The 22,165-nt window shown below is 45.0% G+C and carries 20 protein-coding genes; 10 read left to right on the plus strand and 10 right to left on the minus strand.

Annotated elements, in window-relative coordinates:
* Positions 1 to 28 precede the first annotated feature (28 nt).
* Complete coding sequence (locus MED121_RS11910) at positions 29 to 1,417, minus strand: formimidoylglutamate deiminase (protein ID WP_036180398.1); 1,389 nt, start codon at positions 1,415 to 1,417, stop codon at positions 29 to 31.
* Between the two features lie 161 nt (positions 1,418 to 1,578).
* On the opposite strand from MED121_RS11910, the gene hutC reads away from it, so the two are divergent.
* The 5 genes from hutC to hutG all read left to right on the plus strand — a co-directional run bounded on the left by hutC (position 1,579) and on the right by hutG (position 8,013).
* Positions 1,579 to 2,334, plus strand: a complete 756-nt coding sequence (gene hutC, locus MED121_RS11915; protein WP_009833948.1) for a histidine utilization repressor — start codon at positions 1,579 to 1,581, stop codon at positions 2,332 to 2,334.
* A 193-nt stretch (positions 2,335 to 2,527) separates the two neighbouring features.
* Entirely contained in the window at positions 2,528 to 4,222 is a 1,695-nt protein-coding gene (gene hutU / locus MED121_RS11920) for a urocanate hydratase (RefSeq protein WP_036180403.1), read from the plus strand.
* A 24-nt stretch (positions 4,223 to 4,246) separates the two neighbouring features.
* Positions 4,247 to 5,800: a histidine ammonia-lyase gene (gene hutH / locus MED121_RS11925; RefSeq protein ID WP_009833950.1), complete on the plus strand. Its 1,554-nt coding sequence runs from the start codon at positions 4,247 to 4,249 to the stop codon at positions 5,798 to 5,800.
* Positions 5,801 to 5,987: 187 nt separating this feature from the next.
* Positions 5,988 to 7,211: an imidazolonepropionase gene (hutI, locus tag MED121_RS11930; protein ID WP_009833951.1), complete on the plus strand. Its 1,224-nt coding sequence runs from the start codon at positions 5,988 to 5,990 to the stop codon at positions 7,209 to 7,211.
* Positions 7,204 to 8,013 (plus strand): N-formylglutamate deformylase, encoded by an 810-nt coding sequence (gene hutG / locus MED121_RS11935; RefSeq protein ID WP_009833952.1) that lies wholly within the window; start codon positions 7,204 to 7,206, stop codon positions 8,011 to 8,013. Before hutI ends, hutG begins: the two co-directional genes overlap by 8 nt.
* Positions 8,014 to 8,144: 131 nt before the next feature.
* On the opposite strand, the gene MED121_RS11940 is transcribed toward hutG, so the two are convergent.
* The 5 genes from MED121_RS11940 to MED121_RS11960 all read right to left on the minus strand — a co-directional run bounded on the left by MED121_RS11940 (position 8,145) and on the right by MED121_RS11960 (position 12,587).
* Entirely contained in the window at positions 8,145 to 9,152 is a 1,008-nt protein-coding gene (locus MED121_RS11940; RefSeq protein ID WP_009833953.1) for a nickel/cobalt transporter, read from the minus strand.
* A 90-nt stretch (positions 9,153 to 9,242) separates the two neighbouring features.
* A complete protein-coding gene (locus MED121_RS11945; RefSeq protein WP_009833955.1) occupies positions 9,243 to 9,878 on the minus strand; it encodes a DUF1007 family protein in 636 nt (211 codons plus the stop codon).
* Between the two features lie 57 nt (positions 9,879 to 9,935).
* The gene (locus MED121_RS11950; protein WP_009833956.1) at positions 9,936 to 10,940 is read right to left on the minus strand and encodes a zinc ABC transporter substrate-binding protein; all 1,005 of its coding nucleotides are present in this window, start codon (positions 10,938 to 10,940) and stop codon (positions 9,936 to 9,938) included.
* On the minus strand, positions 10,937 to 11,848 hold the full coding sequence (locus MED121_RS11955; RefSeq protein WP_009833957.1) for a metal ABC transporter permease: 912 nt from the start codon (positions 11,846 to 11,848) through the stop codon (positions 10,937 to 10,939). Before MED121_RS11955 ends, MED121_RS11950 begins: the two co-directional genes overlap by 4 nt.
* Complete coding sequence (locus MED121_RS11960; protein ID WP_009833958.1) at positions 11,841 to 12,587, minus strand: ATP-binding cassette domain-containing protein; 747 nt, start codon at positions 12,585 to 12,587, stop codon at positions 11,841 to 11,843. The genes MED121_RS11955 and MED121_RS11960 overlap by 8 nt, the downstream gene beginning before the upstream one ends.
* Before the next feature lie 335 nt (positions 12,588 to 12,922).
* Here MED121_RS11960 and folE2 point away from each other — a divergent pair, with 335 nt between their 5' ends.
* Entirely contained in the window at positions 12,923 to 13,873 is a 951-nt protein-coding gene (gene folE2, locus MED121_RS11965; RefSeq protein WP_009833959.1) for a GTP cyclohydrolase FolE2, read from the plus strand.
* Positions 13,874 to 14,047: 174 nt separating this feature from the next.
* Complete coding sequence (locus MED121_RS11970) at positions 14,048 to 14,545, plus strand: Fur family transcriptional regulator (protein WP_050764581.1); 498 nt, start codon at positions 14,048 to 14,050, stop codon at positions 14,543 to 14,545.
* A 127-nt stretch (positions 14,546 to 14,672) separates the two neighbouring features.
* Here the strand turns inward: MED121_RS11970 and MED121_RS11975 are convergent, their stop codons facing one another.
* The 4 genes from MED121_RS11975 to nagB form a co-directional block, all read right to left on the minus strand.
* Positions 14,673 to 15,890: an MFS transporter gene (locus tag MED121_RS11975; protein WP_009833961.1), complete on the minus strand. Its 1,218-nt coding sequence runs from the start codon at positions 15,888 to 15,890 to the stop codon at positions 14,673 to 14,675.
* Positions 15,891 to 16,089: 199 nt separating this feature from the next.
* Entirely contained in the window at positions 16,090 to 17,238 is a 1,149-nt protein-coding gene (nagA, locus tag MED121_RS11980; RefSeq protein ID WP_009833962.1) for an N-acetylglucosamine-6-phosphate deacetylase, read from the minus strand.
* Positions 17,235 to 18,119 carry a BadF/BadG/BcrA/BcrD ATPase family protein gene (locus MED121_RS11985; protein WP_009833963.1) on the minus strand — a complete coding sequence of 295 codons (885 nt, stop codon included), beginning with the start codon at positions 18,117 to 18,119 and terminating at the stop codon, positions 17,235 to 17,237. Before MED121_RS11985 ends, nagA begins: the two co-directional genes overlap by 4 nt.
* Complete coding sequence (gene nagB, locus MED121_RS11990) at positions 18,112 to 18,954, minus strand: glucosamine-6-phosphate deaminase (protein WP_009833964.1); 843 nt, start codon at positions 18,952 to 18,954, stop codon at positions 18,112 to 18,114. Before nagB ends, MED121_RS11985 begins: the two co-directional genes overlap by 8 nt.
* Positions 18,955 to 19,146: 192 nt before the next feature.
* Here nagB and MED121_RS11995 point away from each other — a divergent pair, with 192 nt between their 5' ends.
* The 3 genes from MED121_RS11995 to MED121_RS12005 form a co-directional block, all read left to right on the plus strand.
* Positions 19,147 to 20,418 carry an ABC transporter substrate-binding protein gene (locus MED121_RS11995; RefSeq protein WP_036180615.1) on the plus strand — a complete coding sequence of 424 codons (1,272 nt, stop codon included), beginning with the start codon at positions 19,147 to 19,149 and terminating at the stop codon, positions 20,416 to 20,418.
* A 69-nt stretch (positions 20,419 to 20,487) separates the two neighbouring features.
* Complete coding sequence (locus MED121_RS12000; RefSeq protein ID WP_009833966.1) at positions 20,488 to 21,441, plus strand: sugar ABC transporter permease; 954 nt, start codon at positions 20,488 to 20,490, stop codon at positions 21,439 to 21,441.
* A 7-nt stretch (positions 21,442 to 21,448) separates the two neighbouring features.
* On the plus strand, positions 21,449 to 22,165 hold a 717-nt coding region (locus tag MED121_RS12005), incomplete at its 3' end, for a carbohydrate ABC transporter permease (RefSeq protein ID WP_009833967.1).

A 22,165-nucleotide genomic window follows, 5' to 3' on the forward strand; every position in this document is an offset into this window, starting at 1 on the left:
AATGAGTTCCTATTTAACGCCTAAATATTTAGTTAAAAAGTCGTTTTAACAAGGCGGTAAATTCAAGATTAGATTGGGTTTCAGCCTGATGTTTAAAGTCGTTGATGACCTGATTACCCGCCACATACACATGGCGAATCAAGTTTTCATTAGTGGCGAATAACCAGCGATTAAGCAGGTCTTCATTCTTACTGGCGGCAATAAAAGGATGGCGATTATCCAGCACCATAAAGTCCGCTCTATTACCCAATTCTAGCCCTAAAGCCACCTGACAAGCTTGGTTGCCCCCTTGTCTCGCTGCCTGAAATAGATAATCACCCACATGATGCTCACCTTCTGTATAGAGACGATTACGCTGCTCGTCCCTAAAGCGCTGGCTATATTCCAATGTTCTCAACTCTTCTACTAATGAAAGGCTCACATGACTATCTGAACCTATACCCCAACGACCACCTTGAGCGATATAATCCACTCCGGGGAAAATGCCATCACCCAAATTCGCTTCGGTTGTTGGACATAAGCCCGCCACAGCACCCGATTTGGCAATGGCTGTGACTTCATTTTGATCAAGATGAGTGGCATGTACTAAACACCAACGCTCATCCAAACCTATCTCATTTGCAAGCCACTGCACAGGGCGTTGACCACTAAAACTAATGCTGTCTCGCACTTCTTTTTGCTGCTCAGCAATGTGGATATGGATAGGCATTGTCTTATTAGACGCCTTATTAGATGTCTTATCTAATGCCCCCATGACATCTTGAATTTGCCCTTGAGTCACGGCACGAAGAGAGTGAAAGCAACCCCCCATCTTATGCAGTTTATGGCCAGCTAAAGAAGCTTGGCTTGCTTGGTGCAAAGCCAAATATTGCTCAGTGCTATTGATAAAACGAGCTTGGCCTTCATTTGGTGTTTGGCCACCAAAACCAGAATGGCTATAAAGCACAGGCAATAGAGTGACACCAAGCCCTGCTTGATCACCAGCTTGAGCGAGTTGTAGACCCATTTCATTTAGCTGATTATAGGCCCGCCCTTTTGGGTCATGGTGAAGATAATTAAACTCTGCCACCTGAGTGTAACCCGCCTTCAACATATCAATATAAAGCTGAGTCGCAATAATGCGTACATCATCAGGGGTGAGCTTATGTACCATCTTATACATAAGGTCACGCCAGCTCCAAAAGCTATCATTAGGGTTTAAACTCACTTCCGCCATGCCCGCCATAGCGCGCTGAAAAGCATGGGAATGCAGGTTGACTAGGCTAGGTAAAGTGGGGCCAGAAAGCAAAGTTGCGCCTTCAGCACTCGCGTCGCTACTTAGGCCCTTAATCAGGCCATTTTCTACTTCAATTCGGACATTCGTTTTCCAACCTTGGGGAAATAAAGCCTGTTCGGCAAAGTAGACTTGGCGTGTCATCAGGGTCTCCGGCATTAAATTATGAGTCGTTTTCAGTGTAGCGGAAACAAACTTGTCTATACAAGTATAATTTTATCCTATACCAGTTTTTAAATATCTGGGTATAATTCAAGCTAACATATTCATTCGTACAGCTTTTACGCAATTACTAAGGTTTTAACATGGTCGATACCGCCACCAGCATGATGGACAGCTTATCTAAGACAATCGAAGATTCGCCCGCCCCTATTTATGCCAGAGTTAAGCAGGCTATCTGCCATAAGATTAACAGCGGAGAATGGCAGGCTGACCAAAGGGTTCCCTCTGAATCAGAAATGGTAAAAGCACTGAGTGTTAGCCGCATGACAGTGAACCGTGCTCTGCGTGAATTAACTGACGAAGGCGTACTGGTGAGACAGCAAGGTGTTGGCACCTTTGTAGCCCAGAAAAAGGCCCATTCAGCCCTGTTTGAAGTGCATAACATTGCCGATGAAATCGCTGCCCGCGGTCACACTCATAAGGCGCAACTCATTGAGATAACACGCGCTAAAGCCAATATGGAAGAGGCGATGAACCTAGGAGTGCGCACTAATCACAGTATTTTTCGCGCTACGATTTTGCACTTTGAGAACGAACTTCCTATCCAGATAGAAGAAAGAGTCGTTAATGCCAGTTTAGCGCCAGACTATGATAAACAAGACTTCCAGCTGAATACGGCTTACGACTACCTAATGAAAGTAGCCCCAATGACAGAGGGTGAGCACCTAGTTGAAGCCGTTATTGCCAGCCCTAAAGAATGTGAACTACTTGCTATCAATGCCAGTGAACCTTGTCTGCAAATCAAACGTCGCACCTGGTCAAAAGACAAACTTGTCACCACGGCCAGACTGTTATCCCCTGGCTCTCGTTTCCAATTATTCGGTCATTTTGGTCGCTAAGCGTATTTTAAGCAGTTAAATTTCTCTTACTAATCAGATAGTTGAAACCTATAAATTAAAGCGCAAAAGAGGAGTAAAGCTGTTTGGCTTTACTTTTTTTTTCGCTTTTTTTAAGAGAGGGTATTGCGCTCTCTAGGCTTTGCTCTTATTGTTCATAACAACTTGTATAGACATGTATGTAGGTGAGATAAGAATGACTGAACAAAATCGCTTTCGTGCTGGCACTGTTAAAGCAGCAACAGGAACAGAACTAACCGCCAAATCTTGGCTAACTGAAGCGCCTATGCGCATGCTAATGAACAACCTAGATCCTGAGGTTGCTGAAAACCCAGAAGAATTGGTTGTTTATGGCGGCATTGGCCGCGCAGCTCGTAACTGGGAGTGCTATGACAAGATTGTTGAGTCACTCACCGATCTAGAAGAAGATCAAACCTTACTTGTACAATCCGGTAAGCCTGTCGGCGTTTTCCAAACACACAAAAATGCTCCTAGAGTACTCATTGCAAACTCAAACCTAGTACCACACTGGGCGAACTGGGAGCATTTTAACGAACTAGATGCCAAAGGTTTGGCTATGTATGGCCAAATGACAGCGGGCTCTTGGATCTATATTGGTAGCCAAGGCATAGTGCAAGGCACATACGAGACCTTTGTTGAAGCGGGCCGTCAACACTACAATGGCGAACTTGCAGGCCGTTGGGTTCTGACCGCAGGTCTTGGTGGCATGGGTGGTGCTCAGCCATTGGCCGCAACCCTAGCAGGCGCTTGCTCACTAAACATTGAATGCCAACAAAGCCGTATCGACTTCCGTCTAAACACCCGCTACCTAGACGAGCAAGCAACCGATCTAGATGACGCACTTGCTCGCATCAAGAAATACACAGACTTAGGTGAAGCTCGCTCTATTGGTTTATGCGCCAATGCAGCTGATGTACTGCCTGAACTTGTTCGTCGTGGTGTTCGCCCTGATATGGTAACAGACCAAACCTCAGCCCATGACCCGTTAAACGGTTACCTACCACAGAACATGAGCTGGGAAACTTACCGTGAACAAGCGATTAGCGCACCAGAAGCAACCGTAAAAGCGGCGAAAGTATCGATGGCAGAACACGTTAAAGCCATGCTCGCTTTCCAAGAAATGGGCATTCCGACTTTTGACTATGGTAACAACATTCGCCAAATGGCTTTGGAAGAAGGGGTAGATAATGCCTTTGATTTTCCTGGTTTCGTGCCGGCTTATATTCGCCCTCTTTTTTGTCGTGGCGTTGGACCATTTCGTTGGGCAGCACTGTCTGGTAACCCAGAAGATATTTATAAGACAGATGCTAAAGTGAAAGAATTAATCGCCGATGATGCTCACCTACACAACTGGTTAGACATGGCCCGCGAGCGTATTCAGTTCCAAGGTTTGCCAGCACGTATTTGTTGGGTAGGTCTTGGTCAAAGAGCAAAACTCGGGCTAGCCTTTAATGAAATGGTACGCTCGGGTGAATTATCAGCACCGGTTGTTATCGGTCGTGACCACCTAGATTCCGGCTCAGTTGCCAGCCCTAACCGTGAAACAGAAGCCATGCAGGATGGTTCAGATGCCGTATCTGATTGGCCATTATTGAATGCCCTATTAAACACAGCATCAGGTGCCACTTGGGTTTCTTTACACCATGGCGGTGGCGTTGGCATGGGCTTCTCGCAACACTCAGGCATGGTAATCGTGGCAGATGGTAGTGATGATGCAGCAGAACGTATTGCTCGCGTACTCACCAATGATCCAGGTACAGGTGTGATGCGCCACGCAGATGCAGGCTATGATATCGCCATCAACTGCGCCAAAGAACAAGGCTTAAACCTGCCTATGGTTGAAGCAACACAAACAAATAAAACAAAATAAGAAACCTTGCGGAGAAGCAAATTCATGTTTGAATTTACCCTAATTCCAGGAAAGATCACCCTGGCAGACCTACGCCAGATCAGCCGTCGCCACGTCAAGATTACCCTTGATCAAAGCGCTGTTGCAGACATTCACGCCAGTACCCAGGTGGTGAATGATGTAATCGCTGAAGACCGCACTGTTTATGGCATTAACACAGGATTTGGCTTGTTAGCTAATACCCGTATTGCCGCCGAAGATTTAGAAGAGCTACAACGCAGCATTGTCCTTTCCCATGCCGCTGGCATTGGCGAACTAATGGACGATGCTACGGTTAAAATGATCATGGCGCTTAAGGTGAATAGCCTAGCGCGTGGTTTCTCTGGTATTCGTTTATCTGTAATTGAAGCCCTTATCACACTGATCAACAAAGAAGTTTACCCATGCATTCCACAAAAAGGTTCTGTGGGCGCATCTGGCGATTTAGCACCTTTAGCTCATATGAGCGCAGTGCTATTGGGTGAAGGTCAAGCTCGCTATAAAGGTGAAGTCTTGTCTGGCCAAGCCGCCCTTGCTATTGCAGGTCTAGAGCCAATTACCTTGGCACCAAAAGAAGGTTTAGCCCTACTTAATGGTACTCAAGCCTCAACAGCCTTTGCATTAGAAGGCTTGTTCCATGCAGAAGACCTATACGCTTCTGCCATTGTTTGTGGCTCCCTTTCTGTAGAAGCCGCTCTAGGAAGCCGTCGTCCATTCGATGACAGAATCCATCAAGTACGTGGTCACCAAACACAAATTGATGCCGCTGCCGCTTATCGTCATCTATTAACTGATCGCAGTGATTTGGGTGAGTCTCATGTGGGTTGTGAGAAAGTCCAAGATCCTTATTCACTTCGTTGCCAACCACAAGTGATGGGTGCTTGCTTAGACCAGATCCGTAATTCAGCGAACACACTTTTGGTTGAAGCCAACTCTGTCTCTGATAACCCACTTGTATTCGCGGCCGAAGGCGACATCATTTCTGGTGGTAACTTCCACGCAGAACCTGTGGCATTTGCAGCGGATAATCTGGCTCTAGCGATTGCTGAAATCGGCAGTTTGTCAGAGCGTCGTATGGCACTTTTAATCGATAGCAGTCTAAGTAAATTGCCGCCTTTCCTTGTCGATAATGGCGGCGTTAACTCTGGCTTTATGATTGCCCAAGTCACCGCAGCAGCGCTTGCCAGTGAAAACAAAACCTTTGCTCACCCAGGTTCTGTGGATAGCTTGCCAACATCCGCTAACCAAGAAGACCATGTTTCTATGGCAACCTTTGCGGCACGTCGCCTAAAAGATATGTCAGAAAATACCCGTGGTATCTTGGCCGTTGAAATTCTATCTGCTGCACAAGGCCTAGACTTCCGTGCACCGCTTAAGTCCACTGAATTACTTGAGCAGGCGAAAGCCGAGCTAAGAGCCCGCGTGCCTTTTTATGATAAAGACAGATACTTTGCGGCTGACATCGAAAAAGCCAATGACCTGCTCGCAGAAGCGGTACACAATGGCTTGATGCCAGCAGGTCTACTGCCAAGCTGTGGTCTGACACCTTCAAATGCCTAGGCTATGTCTTAGCCAATGTCTTAGGCTATAGCTTAGACAATACCTAGACAATGCATAAAAAGTGTCATTAGGGCGAAGTAATACCCAGCCCAGCTAGCAAAAAAATAGGCCAGACTTTTGAAGTACTGGCCTATCTTTTTATAACAGGCCTCAACATTAGGCCTAACAATAACAACAAGGGGTTGTCATGACTCAGACATTCAAATTCGATTCTCTTTGGCATGGTTTTCACCTTACCACCATGCATCAAGGCCAGTATCACAACATAGAAGACGCTGCGATTGGTGTCGTCGGTGAACACATTGCTTGGATAGGAAAGCATGCCGACCTCACAAATTACAGCACTGATGAGAGCCATGATCTCGGCGGTGGTTGGGTCACACCCGGCCTAATAGACTGTCATACCCATCTCGTCTTTGGCGGCAATCGCGCCAATGAGTTTGAGCAAAGACTCAACGGTGTCAGCTACCAAGAAATCGCCGCCCAAGGTGGCGGCATCGCCTCTTCGGTAAAATCGACCCGTGAAGAAAGCCATCAAGAGCTATTTGAAAGTGGCAAGCGCCGCCTCATTTCTCTTTTAAAAGACGGTGTCACTAGCTTAGAAATTAAGTCAGGTTATGGTCTTTCCCTAGAGCATGAAATCAAGATGCTGGAAGTCGCTAAAGAACTGGCAGCGGCCTTCCCCGCTGATATCAAAACCACCTGTCTAGCGGCCCATGCGTTACCACCAGAATATAAAGGCCGTAGTGATGACTACATAGAGCATTTATGTGATGAAGTGCTGCCTAAAATTGCTGAATTAGGCATAGCCGATGCGGTTGATGCGTTTTGTGAAGGCATAGGCTTTAGCCCAGCTCAGGTTGAGAAGTACTTCAAGGTTGCGAAAAAGCTAGGCTTGCCAGTAAAACTTCATGCAGAGCAACTCTCTTCCCTCGGTGGCACCACATTGGCAGCGCGCTATCAGGCCTTGTCTGCCGATCATCTCGAATTTATTACTGAAGATGATGTGGCCGCTATGGCAGAGTCAGGCACAGTCGCTGTGATTTTACCCGGTGCTTATTTCACCCTGAAAGAAACACAAAAACCGCCAATCGATTTATTACGCCGTTACAAAGTCCCTATGGCAATCGCTACAGATGCAAATCCAGGCACCTCACCCGCTCTGTCTTTGCGCCTTATGATGAATATGGCCTGCACCCTGTTTGGTCTCACCCCAGAAGAAGCCCTCGCAGGTACAACCACCCATGCGGCTAAGGCCCTTGGTTTGGCAGAAAGCCATGGTGAACTTGCTGTTGGTAAACTGGCTGACTTTGTTTGCTGGGATGTGGAAAGTCCAGGAGAACTTAGTTATTGGTTAGGTGGTAACCTGATGAAATCTCGCATTAAATCTGGAGCCCTTGCTAATGTCTAAGATTGCTAACCCTTTTAACTTTCATCAAGGCGAAAGCCCTGTCTTGGTGAGCATGCCTCACTCTGGTCTTGCACTGTTAGATCATATGCAAGCGACCTTAAGCGAAGCGGCCAAACTTTTACCTGATACTGATTGGTACATCCCTGAGCTGTACGACTTTCTAGCAGAATTAGATGTCACAGTGATCAGCGCAAACTACTCACGCTATGTGATAGACCTAAATCGCCCAGTGGATGACAAGCCTTTATACAGCACTAAAACAACCGGCCTATTTCCTGATATTTTGTTTGCTGATAAGCCTGTCTTTTTACAAGGTAAACACCACTCAGATAGTTTAAAGGCGCAAATCAAAGAAGATATTTGGCAAGCCTATCACGGTAAAATTGCTAAAGAGCTTGAACGCATAAAAGCCAAGTTTGGTTATGCTATTTTATTTGATGCACACAGTATTGCGGCACAAGTTCCTATGTTATTTGAAGGCACTTTACCTGATTTTAATTTTGGCAATAACGATGGCGCAGCCTGTGATCCAAAACTACTAAAGAGTTTAGATGAGATTATCGCTGGAACGAATTACAGCCATGTCGCTAATGGTCGCTTTAAAGGGGGCTATATTACTCGCTCCTTTGGTCAGCCAGAGCAAGGCATTCACGCGATTCAATTGGAGCTATCTCAAGCCACCTACCTAGATGACGGGCTTTTCAAAGAGGGTGTTTATCAACTGGATGAAGAGAAAAAAAAGAAAGTCAGCCCACAGCTTAAACGCCTCATAGAAGCCTTAATAACTGCGGGCCGACCCTAGAGCAAAAAATATTGGACGTCTATCAAGAGAGGGATTCAAAAGAGCTCAGGCTTTTAAACTTTTTCTTGAAGACGACCCCAATAAAAGGAAACGCTCTCATTAGCAGGTCGTGCTAAAACTTTTAAACTGGCCTATAACACAGGGGAGAATAAGAGACTCGTCCCCTGCATCATGATGACTCCCATCACACAGATAAAACTTGCCGCACCAAGCCTTAGAAAAAGCTCTCGCCATTGAGAACCTTGGCTCGCTGGTTTGATAAAACGACGCAACCAAGCAGCGCCTTTGATAGACACAAAAGCCAATAAAGAGATAGCTGCCCCAGTCCCCACTCCCATCGCGATAGCCCCTATCATGCCTAACCAATAGATTCCTAATGACTTAGCAAAAATCAGCACCAGTAAGGCGCCGCTACAAGGGCGAACCCCTATGCTAAAGACAATCCCGATATAATCTTTTAGGTTTTTTGCCTCATCAATATCTGCAGGGCTTGCATGATGTTTATGGCTGCAACCACAGGCATGGTCATGGCTATGATCGTGATCCTGACTATGACTATGCTCGTCCTGGCTGTGACCGTAATCGTGGCTGTGATCATGTTCATGGCTATGGGCTTTATCGTTCGCTTTTTGCTTGATATTTTGTTTGAGAAAATCTCGAATACTTTTCCAAGCCAGATGCAGCCCCAATAAAATCATGGCCACAAAACTCGCATCTATTAGATAACTGGCCCTAGCATTTACCTCTCGCATACTTGTCTCTAACACAAATAACAATGCACTTACTAAGACGATAGCCACCAAGGCTTGTAACAAGGCAGCACTGATAGAGAGTATTAAACTGGTTTTCACTTTTGTTGGGTGAGTGCTTAAATAACTCACCATAATTACCTTGCCATGCCCAGGCCCTATGGCATGCAAAAAGCCATAACTGATACTGGCAGCCGACACATAAAACAACGCCTTTAGTGGATACTCATGGGCCAAGCTAAGTAGTTGACTAATGCTGTGTGTTAGCTCTCTTTGCCAAGTTTGCAACTCGATAAATACATAGGGCATTAAAGGCCAAACATAGAGATAAAAACCACTTGCCAAGAGAAGGCTAATACACGCCAGACCATAGGGATAAAAGCGAGTCATCTCATTATCCTTTTAGGCTGGTTATCAACGGCCTTGTCGCTAAACATTTTATTCACCCTTTTCGTTTTGACGCTCATCTTCATCATGGATTTATTGGCACGCAATCTGGCTTTGCTGCGCAAATACCGCCCCTAGTGTCAGGTCAGGGCTAGCATCTATCGGCATAGCCCAAGCTTGACTGATTTGTTCCATGCTTGGCTCAGATTCCAGCACCTGCCTTTGACACACACTACTTAGTGCATCACTAAGCTGTAGGTCATTGGCGCTAGGCCAAGACATCTCAATGAAATAACTCGGGTCAAACACCTGAATCCCCAACTCACACTGATCTAGCAATAAAGGCTCATCAAACCCTAGGTAAAAACTAAACACCACATCTAAACCATCAATGGTGACTCGCTCTAAACTGGCATCTAAATTAGCTAAAACCTCTTGATTCCAACTGACTTGAGTAAAAAAAGAATCACGTTTCAGGTTATCCACCAGGCCTTTAGCGACCTCTTCAAGGCTGGTGAGCTTTTGCTGCTTTTCTAAGTTTTTACCTTCTAAAAGATAAACCGATGTCATGGGGTCAAAACGCCAAACCATATTGATGCCGTAGACCTTTTTATCTTCGCCATCAACATAGGTTTGTACATCTATCCAAGCGTGAGGGTGGGCGTGTGCATATAAGGACATTAAGCCAAATACCAGAGGTAAAAAAACTAACTTAATTACTGATGACATACGCCTACCCTTTCGTTTTACGCTGAATTATCTGTTTCCCTTGTTATGGCTTCAGCATTAATTGCTAAGCGCTTTAACTAGGGTACTTATATTATGTTGCATCATATTAATATAAGTTCCCGCACCTTGGTTAGGGCTAGATAAAGCATCAGCATAAAGCTCACCACCAATTTTGGCGCCGGTTTCACGAGCAATTTGCTCAATTAGACGAGAGTTTGACACTTTCTCAACAAATACCGCCTGTATATCATCTTTGCGAATTTGCTTGATGATTTTCACCACGTCAGCTGCAGAAGCCTCTGCTTCTGTGCTCATACCTTGTGGGGCAGTAAAGTTAAAACCATACTCACGGGCAAGATAACCAAAAGCATCGTGTGAGGTAATCACATTGCGCTTATTCTCAGGCACTTGGCTCATTTTTTGAGTTAGGTCTTTTTCAAGCGCTTTAAGCGCCTTCACATAGTCCTTAGCATTTTGGTTGAATTCAGTCGCATGCTCAGGTGCCAGTTGAACTAAAGCTGCACGGATATTCTCCACGTAGACAAGTACGTTAGTCACACTATGCCATGCATGTGGATCGAACTCTCCATGATGATGGTGCTCTTCTGCATGAGCCTCTTCTTCCTCATCCTGATGCTCGTCTTCTTCATGATGCTCTTCTTCATCATGGTGTTCGTCTTCGTCGTGATGACCTTCTTCATGGTGCTCGTCTTCATCATCTAGATGAATCAAATCGACACCATAGGTCGCAGCAACTTTGACGCCTTTAAAACCCGCAGATTGCTCAAGTCGTTCCATCCAACCTTCAAACCCTAGACCGTTTACAACCAATAAATCCGCCTCAGCCACGGCTTGGGCATCCAGTGGAGAGGGTTGATATACATGGGCATCACCATTGGCTGCAACCAAGTTAGTCAGGCTAATATGCTCACCACCGACTTCTTGCACTAGGTCATTTAAGACACTAAAACTGGTGACTACTTTTAGATCAGCCGCCAAACTTAAGCTTGGGATGGACAACAAAGCAGACGCAAAAACATTGACCAGATATCTGGATTTCATGAGCACAGATCCTTATTAATAGGGGGTTGGGCCTGTCTGGCTAACACAGAGCGAAACAAGCCATTAATTGGGCCAAATAAAATTGAGAAGAGATAACAAACCACTAAAACAAGCACTATGCTTGGGCTAGTCGGCAAACCAAAATGGAACGAAAGCAATAAACCCGCCCAACATGAAAGCGCGCTCATTAGAATTGAAAGTAAAATAATCGGTTCCAAACGACGGGCCCAAAAACGGGCAATACAAGCAGGTAATATCATTAACCCTACTGCCATTAAGGTACCCAAGGCATGAAAACCAGCCACAAGATTGGCAACCACTAAAAACATGAAAGCAAGATGAGCAAGATTGCCACCTTTACCAAAACTGGCGAGATAATCTGGGTCTAACGAACCAAGCACCAAGGGACGATAAATAATCGCCAATACCACAAGGCTCATCACACATGTCAGCAACAAAAGAATCAAAGCCACATTATCAAGGGCCAATGCGGTGCCAAATAACACGTGTAAAAGATCGATATTACTGCCCTTGGCCGAAATTAAAATCACACCTAATGCCAGAGATCCTAGATAAAACGCCGCTAAGGTACTGTCTTCACTTGAGTTCGTTTTAAGGGCTGTGGCACTGGATAACATGGCAACCAAAAGCCCCGCCATAAGACCACCCAGTGTCATAGCGATCACGGACAAACCACACAACAAATAAGCTATTGCGGCGCCTGGCAAGATGGCGTGCGCCATGGCATCACCGGTCAAACTCAAGCGACGTAACATCAAAAACACACCAATAGGCGCGGACCCAATAGATAAGGTCACACATCCTAATAACGCTCTAGCCATAAATTGATAATCTGTAAAAGGTGCAACTAACAATGTATTCAGATTGAATGGAAACAGGTCAAGCATGATCTAAAAGGTCCAACCTCGAATCTAACGTCGCCACATCCAATGGCGCTTGTTCTATCCCATTGTCTTTAACCGGCGCTAACAAAGCCTGACTATTGCCTTGCACTAGACCATTTGGATGGAACAATAAACACTGATCAAAATGCTGTTTCACCAATTCAAGATCATGAATGGCAGCCACTATAGTGGCACCTTGCTGTTGGCAATGTTTTAGCTGCTCAAGCAGGACTGAAATGGTCGCCTCATCCACCCCGTTAAAAGGCTCATCAAGCAATAACAATTTACTGGGTTGCAACAACATACGAGCAAACAAAGCCCTTTGCATTTGGCCACCCGAAAGCTCGCTCAGATGCACTTTCGCCATATCGCTTAAGCCCACTCTATCTATCGCTTCATACACTTCTTTTTCATAGTTACGCATAGAGCGCCACCAGCCGGTTTGTGTCCAAAGGCCAGTGCTTACAAATTCTTTTAAATCAATCGGAAAGCCTTTTTCAATACGCGCCTGTTGCGGTAAATAAGCAATATCATGGGAACGCATCACATCTAGTTTCACACTGCCACTTAAGGGTTTGACTAATCCCATAATGGTTTTCAGCAGAGTAGATTTACCCGAGCCATTTAAACCCACTAATGCCAGCACATCTGATTCTTGCACTTCAACATTAATGTCTGTGGCTATCGGATTATGAGCTTGATAACCAATGCTCAGGCCTTCCAATGTGATCATGGCGGACATAATTTATAACAACTCAAGGTTTAAAAGGATGAGAGTTAAGCTCAATAAAGCGAGCGGAACAAAACGGGCAACAAAGCTAAGAGAGTAAAAAGGCATAATTTAATCATTCTAATCATTTAAGTTATGATATAACATATCATTTAAAGTTTTATAAAGTAAACAATTAAAGTGAACCCTTTGCAAGAAGTCGCTAGCAAGGCTAAAACGAGACCAAAATAAGCAAAAGCAACGTTTATAATAAATGCGCTTTTAAGCCTATTTTCACCAGCCTATTAGCAAGCACAACAGTCATGCAAAGGCTTCAAATCCAATAGCTAGAATATTTAGGAGATACCTTGATCGATCAACTGCCTGATGTTGCACATACCCAAGTTAACAGTCAGCAACCCAAAATAAACTGGGTTGGCATGGACGACATTTATCTGCCTATTGGCTTAGAAGAAGCCGGTAAACAGCTAGCTAGCCAAGCCTGTGCCAGCATAGCCGTTGATTTACCCGGCGGAGAAAATGCAGCCAAAGGCATTCATATGTCACGCCTTTACTTTCTACTGAATGAACTAGCCCAGCAACCTCTCAAGCCTGAAACCCTCAAACATTGCCTAGAACAAGTATTGGCAAGCCACAGTGATTTAGATTCAAATGTGGTTAGGATTGAACTTGCCTTTGACCTTTTATGGCAGCGTCCAGCATTGGTTAGTGGCAGCCCAGCGGGATGGCGTGCCTATCCCATGGTATTAAGTGCACAACTCAATAAAGACTCTGGCTTTAGCTTGTCGCTGCAAGCTGAATTCCAATACTCATCAACTTGCCCCTGTTCAGCCGCCCTAGTCAGAGAGACCTTGTCCAATCAGTTTAGCCAAAACTTTGCAGGTCAAGCGTCTATCCCGACCCAAGAAGTGGCCCAATGGCTTAAGCAAAATGGCACCTTGGCGACCCCCCATAGCCAACGCAGTTTAGCCCTGATCACCTTGCCGCTTAATGAAAGTGCAAGCACTTTCAACCTCGTTGCCTTGATCGAAGAAGTGGAAACCATTATCGCCACACCGGTACAAACCAGTGTAAAACGCGCGGACGAACTCGCTTTTGCCGAGCTTAATGGCAGCAACCTAATCTTTGTGGAAGATATCAGTCGTAAACTTGGCAAGGCACTAAGAGAAAAATATCAAGCGGTGGAGATTCAAGTAAGACACTTAGAAAGCTTGCATGCCCATAACGCTTTTGCTCAAGTATTGCCTGAGTTAAGCCAGTCAGGTCTAAGACCGCAATTTAAACAAGGTCCAAAATAAGAGGACAGCTCAAAGCAAGAGCTAAAGAATCGATCAACAAAAGCAGTCAGGGCTCAGGTACAATTAACAAAACACAGTTAACAAAATAGCTGTTAACAAAAGTAGAATGAGCCCATTTGTTTAAAAGGGGTCGTTTAGCAAGAGTCGTTTAATAGAGGTAAGGTTAACGTGAGCGTGACGCAGACAAACTATAAGGAGATAGTGGCAAGTGCCGCCAGCCGCTGTAAAGATGCGGGTGGACGCCTGACCATTAAAAGGGAAGAGATCTTAAAAGTCCTACTTGCCAGCAAAATACCTTTATCTGCTTACGAAGTGCTAGATCTTTATAAAGAACAAACGCGAGAATCCATGCCCCCCATGTCGGTTTATCGCATTCTTGAGTTTTTGGAGCAGCAAGAGCTCATTCATAGACTTGACTCACAAAATAAATTTATTGCCTGTTCCCATATACAACAAGACTGCGCCCACCAAGTTTCTCAGTTTCTCATTTGTCGTAACTGTCACAGCGTGAAAGAAGTCAGCATAGCCCAAGCTCTGGTAAAAGAGCTCAATGAACAAGTCAAAGAAGCCGATTACAAACTACTTAGCCCTCAACTCGAATTAGACTGTATTTGTAATACTTGTCTTAAAAAAGAAAGCCTTAAAGAAGAAAACCTCAAGCAGAAAGACTAAAGAAGAAAGGCCTAAAAGAATAAAAACCTAAAAGAATAAAAAAGAGAACACTGAAAGCGAATAGCGCCCAACACTCTCTTAATCATCCTTATTCTTTCTAATCGACCAACCCATCTAGCTAATACAACTAGCTGGCCAGCATGGTGCGCAATCGCGCCACGGGTCTTTCATCAATCAGAACATGAATCACAGCCGTTAATAAGGCGATCCCGGCTGCCATCCACCAAACCACATCGTAAGAGCCGGTCGCATCATAAAGATAACCCCCCAACCAAACACCGCTGAACGAACCTAACTGATGGCTTAAGAAGACAATGCCATAGAGTAACCCCATGTATTTAAGACCGAACATTTGCGCCACCAAACCAGAGGTCGGCGGTACCGTTGCTAACCACAAAAGCCCAGTGACAATCGAAAAGACATACACATTCATAGCTGTCATAGGCAGCATCATGAAGGCAGCAATGGAGATAGCACGTAAAGCATAAATATAGGTCAGCAACATTTTCTTAGAATATTTGCCCGACCAAGAACCAGATAACAAACAGCCAAAGATATTAAACAGACCGATCAAGGCTAAACTTGCCACCGCAATGCTTTCGTCAAACCCTTGGTCGGTTAAAAAGGCAGGCATATGTACCGTGATAAAAGCGAGCTGAAAACCACAGACAAAAAAACCTATCACTAACCACCAATAATGGGCATGTTGGCTCGCCTCTTTTAAGGCTTCAGACATGGTTTGCTTGTCTTGATCATCCGTACTTTGCGCTGATGTTTTAATGCCCTTAAAGGTAGAAGCCAGTAGCACCATCATCAGCGCCGAAGCTGCCATCAAGAGAAGTGCCGTGCTCCAGCCATAAGCTTCGATAAAGCCTTGCGCCACGGGAATCACTAACAATTGTCCGGCAGAACCCGCTGCGCTCCCTAGGCCTAAAGCGAAAGCACGTTTTTCAGGACTCACCATGCGCGCCATTGCCGGTAGTACCACACCAAAACCTGTGGCAGCGATACCCATCCCCATCAAGAGACCAGCCCCTAAATTAAGCCCTAAGACACCATCGGCATTGGCGGTCACATACAAACCCAAAGCATAAACAAGGGCACCAATCACCACGGCTTTTACCGTGCCATATTTATCCGCAAAGGCACCGGCAATTGGCTGAAACAGCCCCCAACACAGGTTTTGTAAGGCAAGCGAGAAGGCAAATACTTCTCGGCCATATTGAAATTCGGTAGAAATCGGGGCCATAAAAAAGCCCATGGAAGAACGCAAACCAAAGTTTAGCGCTAATAAGATGCAAGCAAATGCAATGGCAAAGCTAATGAGTTTTACTGGGGTCGACATAACTAATCCTGAGTTTATCTATACCTATGCCAGCTATTGCTTAAGGGCAATAATCTGGCTTATCTGAGCCTGATCTATAAAGTTCGGTTTCTAGAATTCGTCTTTCTAATGACTCTACTTTCTAATGCTTCTTTTTTCTAATGACTCTACTTTCTAAAAATAGGCTAAAGGGTACAGATAAACTTAAGGATAAAAGTCGTCAAACTTGAACGGTTTCTGCTTGGTAAGCTATCTCCCCGTCAATCCAAGTTTGCTGTACAAAAAGGTCATCATCTAGCGCCACAAGACTAGCACGATATCCCGCTTGAATGCGGCCAAATTCTTTATCTAACCCTAAAAATTCAGCAGGCCTTAGGGATGCCATTTGCAAGGCACTGGCTTCATCAAGACCAATCAGTTTTACCGCATTACGTACCGCACTGGCCATATCGAGATCAGACCCTGCTAAGGTACCGTCTTCTGTCGTTACTTTACCCTGATGTCGAATCACCTTTTTACCTAATAACGCCATTTCGCTGGCGTCATACCCCACACTTTGAATCGCATCCGTGACCAGCATGACTCGCTCGCTACCTTTAGCCGCAAGCGCCACCTTCATCACAGCAGGATGCACATGGTGACCATCGGCAATCAAGCCACACCAGGTATCATGTCCTGTTTGCAGGGCAGCACCCACAACACCCGGCTCACGAGACGTTAGCCCACTCATAGCATTGAATAAATGAGTAAAACCACGAGCACCATTATTGACCGCTGCCATGGCTTCTCCATAGGTTGCCGCCGAATGACCAATACAAACAATGGCATCTTGGGCCACCAGCCAACTCACAAAATCAGCAGGCACTTGCTCTGGCGCTAAGGTCACCATCAACTTACCCGACTCAGGCAAACTCAATAATGATGCGACCTTGTCTTCTGTAGGCGAGCGCAGCTTACCTTCGTCATGCACGCCTTTTCTCACAGGGTTCAAATAAGGGCCTTCATAATGTATGCCTAAAATACCCGGCATTTCACCTTCTATTGCGCGATTAATCACCTTATGGGCAGCAGACATGATACTAAAATCATCTGAGATTAAAGTGGGCATCATGGCCACTGTGCCATATTGGGCGTGCACCTGAATCATAGTATTTAAAGAAGCCAAACTAGGCTCATGATTAAACAAGGCACCGCCGCCACCGTTAACATGCACATCAATAAAGCCAGGCACCAGCTTATCAACTTCAATGCCATCATCATGATCTGCTCTTGGAGAAACGCGTTTAATTCTCTGCCCTTCAATGTCGACCACTTGATGCTTTAACCAGCGCTCCCCATCAAACAGTTTATTTACTAAGAATCGTGTCATACTGCGCTCCTTCCTATTTTGTGCCTAGCCATATAAATTGCGCCATCCATTGCATCACCTTCCGCTTCGACCAAATAATTCAGGTACTGCTTAGGTAAATAAGCTTTTAAAGCGTCAGACACACCGCCTGTTAACACAACTTTTTCAGCCCCTTTCGCCAACAAACAATCAAGATAACGACTGGCCCAAAGGCTATGCTCTTGTACTATGGCTAAGGCAACTTCATCACCATTGGCCGCATGTTTAAAGACTAATGGCGCATATACCCCGTACTCTCTGGGTAGGGGTTGGCGATTAAGGAACAAAACATATTGAGAGGCATCATCTGCAAACATTTGGTTAATTTCTTGCGTCAATGAAGACTCTCTACCAATGCCATCCAAGGCCGCTAACGAGGCTTCTAGTGCCGACAAACCAATACGTGCACCACTGCCCTGATCAGACACAGGAAAGCCCCAGCCGCCTATGACATCAAATTCACCATTATGATAATTAAGCCCGCAGCTCCCCGTACCAAAAATCAGCAGGGCGCCATCCTTTCCTGAGAATGCGCCTAAACAAGCAGTATGGGCATCGCTTAACAGGTAAACCGCGGCAAAAGGATGAGCCTGAGACAAAACAATATCTTGCTCTAATGCTTGATTCGCTCCGGCTAAACCTAGACCCAGATGCACTCTCGAATAATCAGATTCTTTTAAATCCGATTGGTCGCAGGCTTGTTGGCAAGCATCCATAATATTTTGCCACGCAGCCTGAATCCCAATTCTTGGGTTAGCAGAACCCGACACCCCTTCCCCAAGAAAGCAGCCATCACTATTTACCAAGCGCGCGCGACAATGGGTGCCGCCCCCATCAACGCCTAAATACAAACTGCTATTCATGTGTTTTTCCCAATTCAGATTGTGCTAGCCTGTCTTTCGTTAAAGCACCCTTTGCTAACAGGTCTTGCTGCTTCTCACTCCATTGATAATATTCTTTCAGACTTAATTCAGCCGCAGCCGCCTCATCAATAATGACAGTCACATTGTTATGCTGCTGCAAAGCACTGGCCGGCACCATGGCAGAGAGAGGACCTTCTACCATTGCCTTTATCGCATTGGCCTTATTCTCACCCGTTGCTAATAAGAGTATGTCTTTCGCTTCTAGAATCGTGCCGATTCCCATGGTTAAAGCAAGATAAGGCTGAAACTCACCCTCATCGAAAAAGCGCTTATTCGCCTCGACTGTTGATTGCGACAAGGTTTTTACCCTCGTACGAGAAGCAAGGCTGGAGCTAGGTTCATTAAAACCAATATGACCATTGATACCAATCCCCAATATTTGCAGGTCAATCCCCCCTGCTGCTGCAATCTGCACTTCATAGTCAGCCGCACTTTTCACTAGCTCAGACTTGGTCGTCAGATTAGCGGCTGGCACCTGAGTATTGTCTGGCTGTATATCAAGCTGCTCAAACAAATGATGGTTCATAAAATAACGATAGCTCTGATTATGCTCAGCACTGATGCCTATGTACTCATCAAGATTAAAGCTTTTAACCTGCTTAAAACTTAACTCTGCCTTTTGGTAACGGCTTATTAACTCTTTATATAAGGCCAGAGGTGTCGACCCTGTCGCCAAACCCAACACACTATTTGCCTTTATTGATATCTGTTGAGCCAGACGATCAGCAGCATACTGGGCTACTTTTTTGGCATTAGGCAAAATAATAATTCGCATACCTATCTCCAATTAATTTAGATACCAATATAAGTCCATTCCAAACAAAAGGCCAAATTTTTTTCATTTTTATGGGTTATTTATTTGCCAACAAGCACAATTGGTGCTAATTTTTACCCAAAGTTAGATACCAAATATATACCAATAAAAACAAAAAACTCAGGTTTAAACCTAAAAATTGGAGCGTTAGCCATGTTAAAAGCTAGACCCGTTACCCTATTAAAACAGAGCGCCATAAGCCTAACTTTGGTTGCAGCCACTATCACAAGCGTACAGGCAAGCGGCAGTTTGTCGATTGAAAGTTGGCGTAGTGATGATGCCAATATTTGGAGCGATGTGATCCTTCCGGCTTTTAACCAATCACACCCAGATATCAAGGTTCACTTTGCACCAACACCACCAGCAGAGTACAACTCAGCACTACAAGCCAAACTGCAAGCGGGTACAGCGGGTGACTTGATTACCTGTCGTCCATTCGATACCTCATTAAGCCTTTATCAAAATGGTCATCTTGAAAACCTAGCAGGTCTGGATGGTTTAAATGAGTTCTCTGATGTATCAAAAAGTGCTTGGGTAACGGATGATGGTAAAGAGCAATTCTGCTTACCACTTGCCTCTGTTATTCACGGTTTTATCTATAACAAAGCCATCTTTAAAGAGCTCAACTTAAAAGTGCCCGCGACTCAAGATGAATTTTATAAGGTGCTAGATACCATTAAATCTGAAAGCCGCTATATCCCACTTTCTATGGGAACAGCAGACCAATGGGAAGCAGCAACCATGGGCTTTCAAAATGTTGGTCCTAACTTCTGGAAAGGGGAAGACGGTCGTAAAGCGCTAATCACAGGTGAAGGCAAGTTAACGGATAAGGCGTACCTTGAAACTTGGCAAGAACTGGCGAAATGGAAAGATTACCTAGGCCGTGGTTATCAGGCACAAAAGTATTCTGACTCTCAAAACCTCTTTACTCTAGAGCGTGCTGCTATCTACCCAGCCGGTTCTTGGGATATTCAAACCTTTAACGATCAGGCTGAATTCGAATTTGGTGCTTTCCCACCACCTGTTCCAAAAGCAGGCGATGCTTGTTACATCAGTGACCATACGGATATTGGTATTGGTATCAATGCTAATTCAGATAATAAAGAAGCAGCAAAAGCGTTATTAAGCTGGATGGCGTCAGCTGAGTTTGCCAACTTATTTGCTAATGCAGTACCTGGCTTCTTCCCGTTATCTAATCACAAGGTCACGATTAATGATCCGGTTGCCCAAGAGTTTGTCAGCTGGAGAGACCAGTGTAACTCGACGATACGTAACTCTTACCAGATCCTATCTCGCGGTACACCCAACCTTGAAAATGCCCTATGGAATGTCAGCGCTCAGGTACTTAATGGCACCATGAGCCCAGAAGCGGCAGCGAAAAAAGCTCAGGATGGCTTGCAAGCATGGTACGCACCACAGCAATAAGAACGACTCAGTAATACAATAACAATGACGGAAAACCGCTAAGGTTTTCCGTCAATATGAGACAGGCGTATGACCTTACCGAAATCAAAATCTACCCCAGAGTCGGCCATCGAAAAAAAACCTATCCCTTGGCATATTGTTTTTTTTCTAGGGCCTGCCCTACTGATATACCTAACTTTTAGCGTATATCCCCTACTAGACACCCTTGTTTTGAGTCTTTATGACGAACAAAAAGGGCAAAGTAGTTTTGTTGGATTGCAAAACTTTATCACGCTTATCAGTGACGATAATTGGTCATCCGCGTTTTGGAATGCCCTCGCTAACAACTTCCAATTCTTTATCATACATATGTTGGTACAGAACCCGATTGGTCTGTTATTAGCGGTTTTATTAAGCTCGCCTAAGTTAAGGTTTTCAGGCAGTTATCGCACCTTTATCTTTATGCCAACCATGTTATCTGTGGTCATCATCGGCTTTGTTTGGCAGCTATTATTAAGCCCAATTTGGGGGATTTCTGAGAACTTCCTCTATCACCTAGGCTTAGACCATTATTTTGATGCTTGGTTAGGTAAAGAAAGCTCAGCCCTTATTACTTTGAGTTTCATCTCTGTTTGGCAATTTGTCGGCATCCCTATGATGCTTATTTATGCCACCCTATTAAACATTCCAGATGACATAGTGGATGCCAGTGTGGTGGATGGGGCTAACCCAATGCAGACCTTCTGGTACATCAAACTGCCATTGATTTTGCCGACTATCGCTATGGTGTCCATTTTGACATTTGTCGCCAACTTCAACGCATTTGAGCTCATTTATGCAGTAAAAGGCGCATTAGCAGGGCCTAACTTCTCGACAGATTTGATGGGAACCTTCTTCTATCGCACCTTCTTTGGTTTCCAATTACAAGAAGGCAGCGCCACCATGGGTGCCGCCGTAGCGACCTTGATGTTCCTCATTATTTTGGTTGGCATCATGCTCTTCCTTTTCTTTGTTCAACGTCGCATTCAGCGCTTCCAATTTTAAGGTGACCATGATGATTTCAGCATTTAAAAACGTTAATTTGGGGCGTTCAGTCCCTAAGAGTGTTGCCATTCATGGGGTCTTAATGGCCTACACTGTGATTGCCCTTTTTCCTATCTTAGTGGTGATAATTAACGCCTTTAAGGAACGCCGTGCCATCTTCCGTGATCCATTGGCTTTACCGACTATGGACAGCTTCACCTTAGTGGGCTTTGAGCAGGTGTTACTGCGTTCAGACTTTGGCCTTTATTCATGGAATAGTCTAGTGGTTACCCTACTTGCGGTTGGTCTAGTGCTTTTACTAGGCGCCATGGCAGCTTGGGCGTTAACCGAATATAAGTTTCGCACTAACCTCTTGATTACCTTTTTGTTTGCCATGGGCATTATGATTCCGATTCGATTAGGTACCGTAAGTATTCTGCGTCTTATGGTGGATTTGAATCTGGTCAATACGCTCACCGCACTGGTGCTCGTCTATATTGCCCAAGGTCTGCCCTTAGCGGTTTATATACTTTCCGAATTTATTCGTACCATACCCAAAGAGCTAAAAGAAGCAGCCCGTTGCGATGCGGTAAGTGAATACAAGATCTTCTTCTGCATCATCTTGCCTTTGCTAAAACCTGCTATGGCGACTGTGGCCGTGTTTACCATGATTCCCATTTGGAACGACCTTTGGTTCCCGCTCATTCTGGCACCGGGGGAAGAGACACGCACCATCACCCTAGGG

This window comes from Marinomonas sp. MED121 (genome assembly GCF_000153025.1).
Lineage (GTDB): Bacteria > Pseudomonadota > Gammaproteobacteria > Pseudomonadales > Marinomonadaceae > Marinomonas.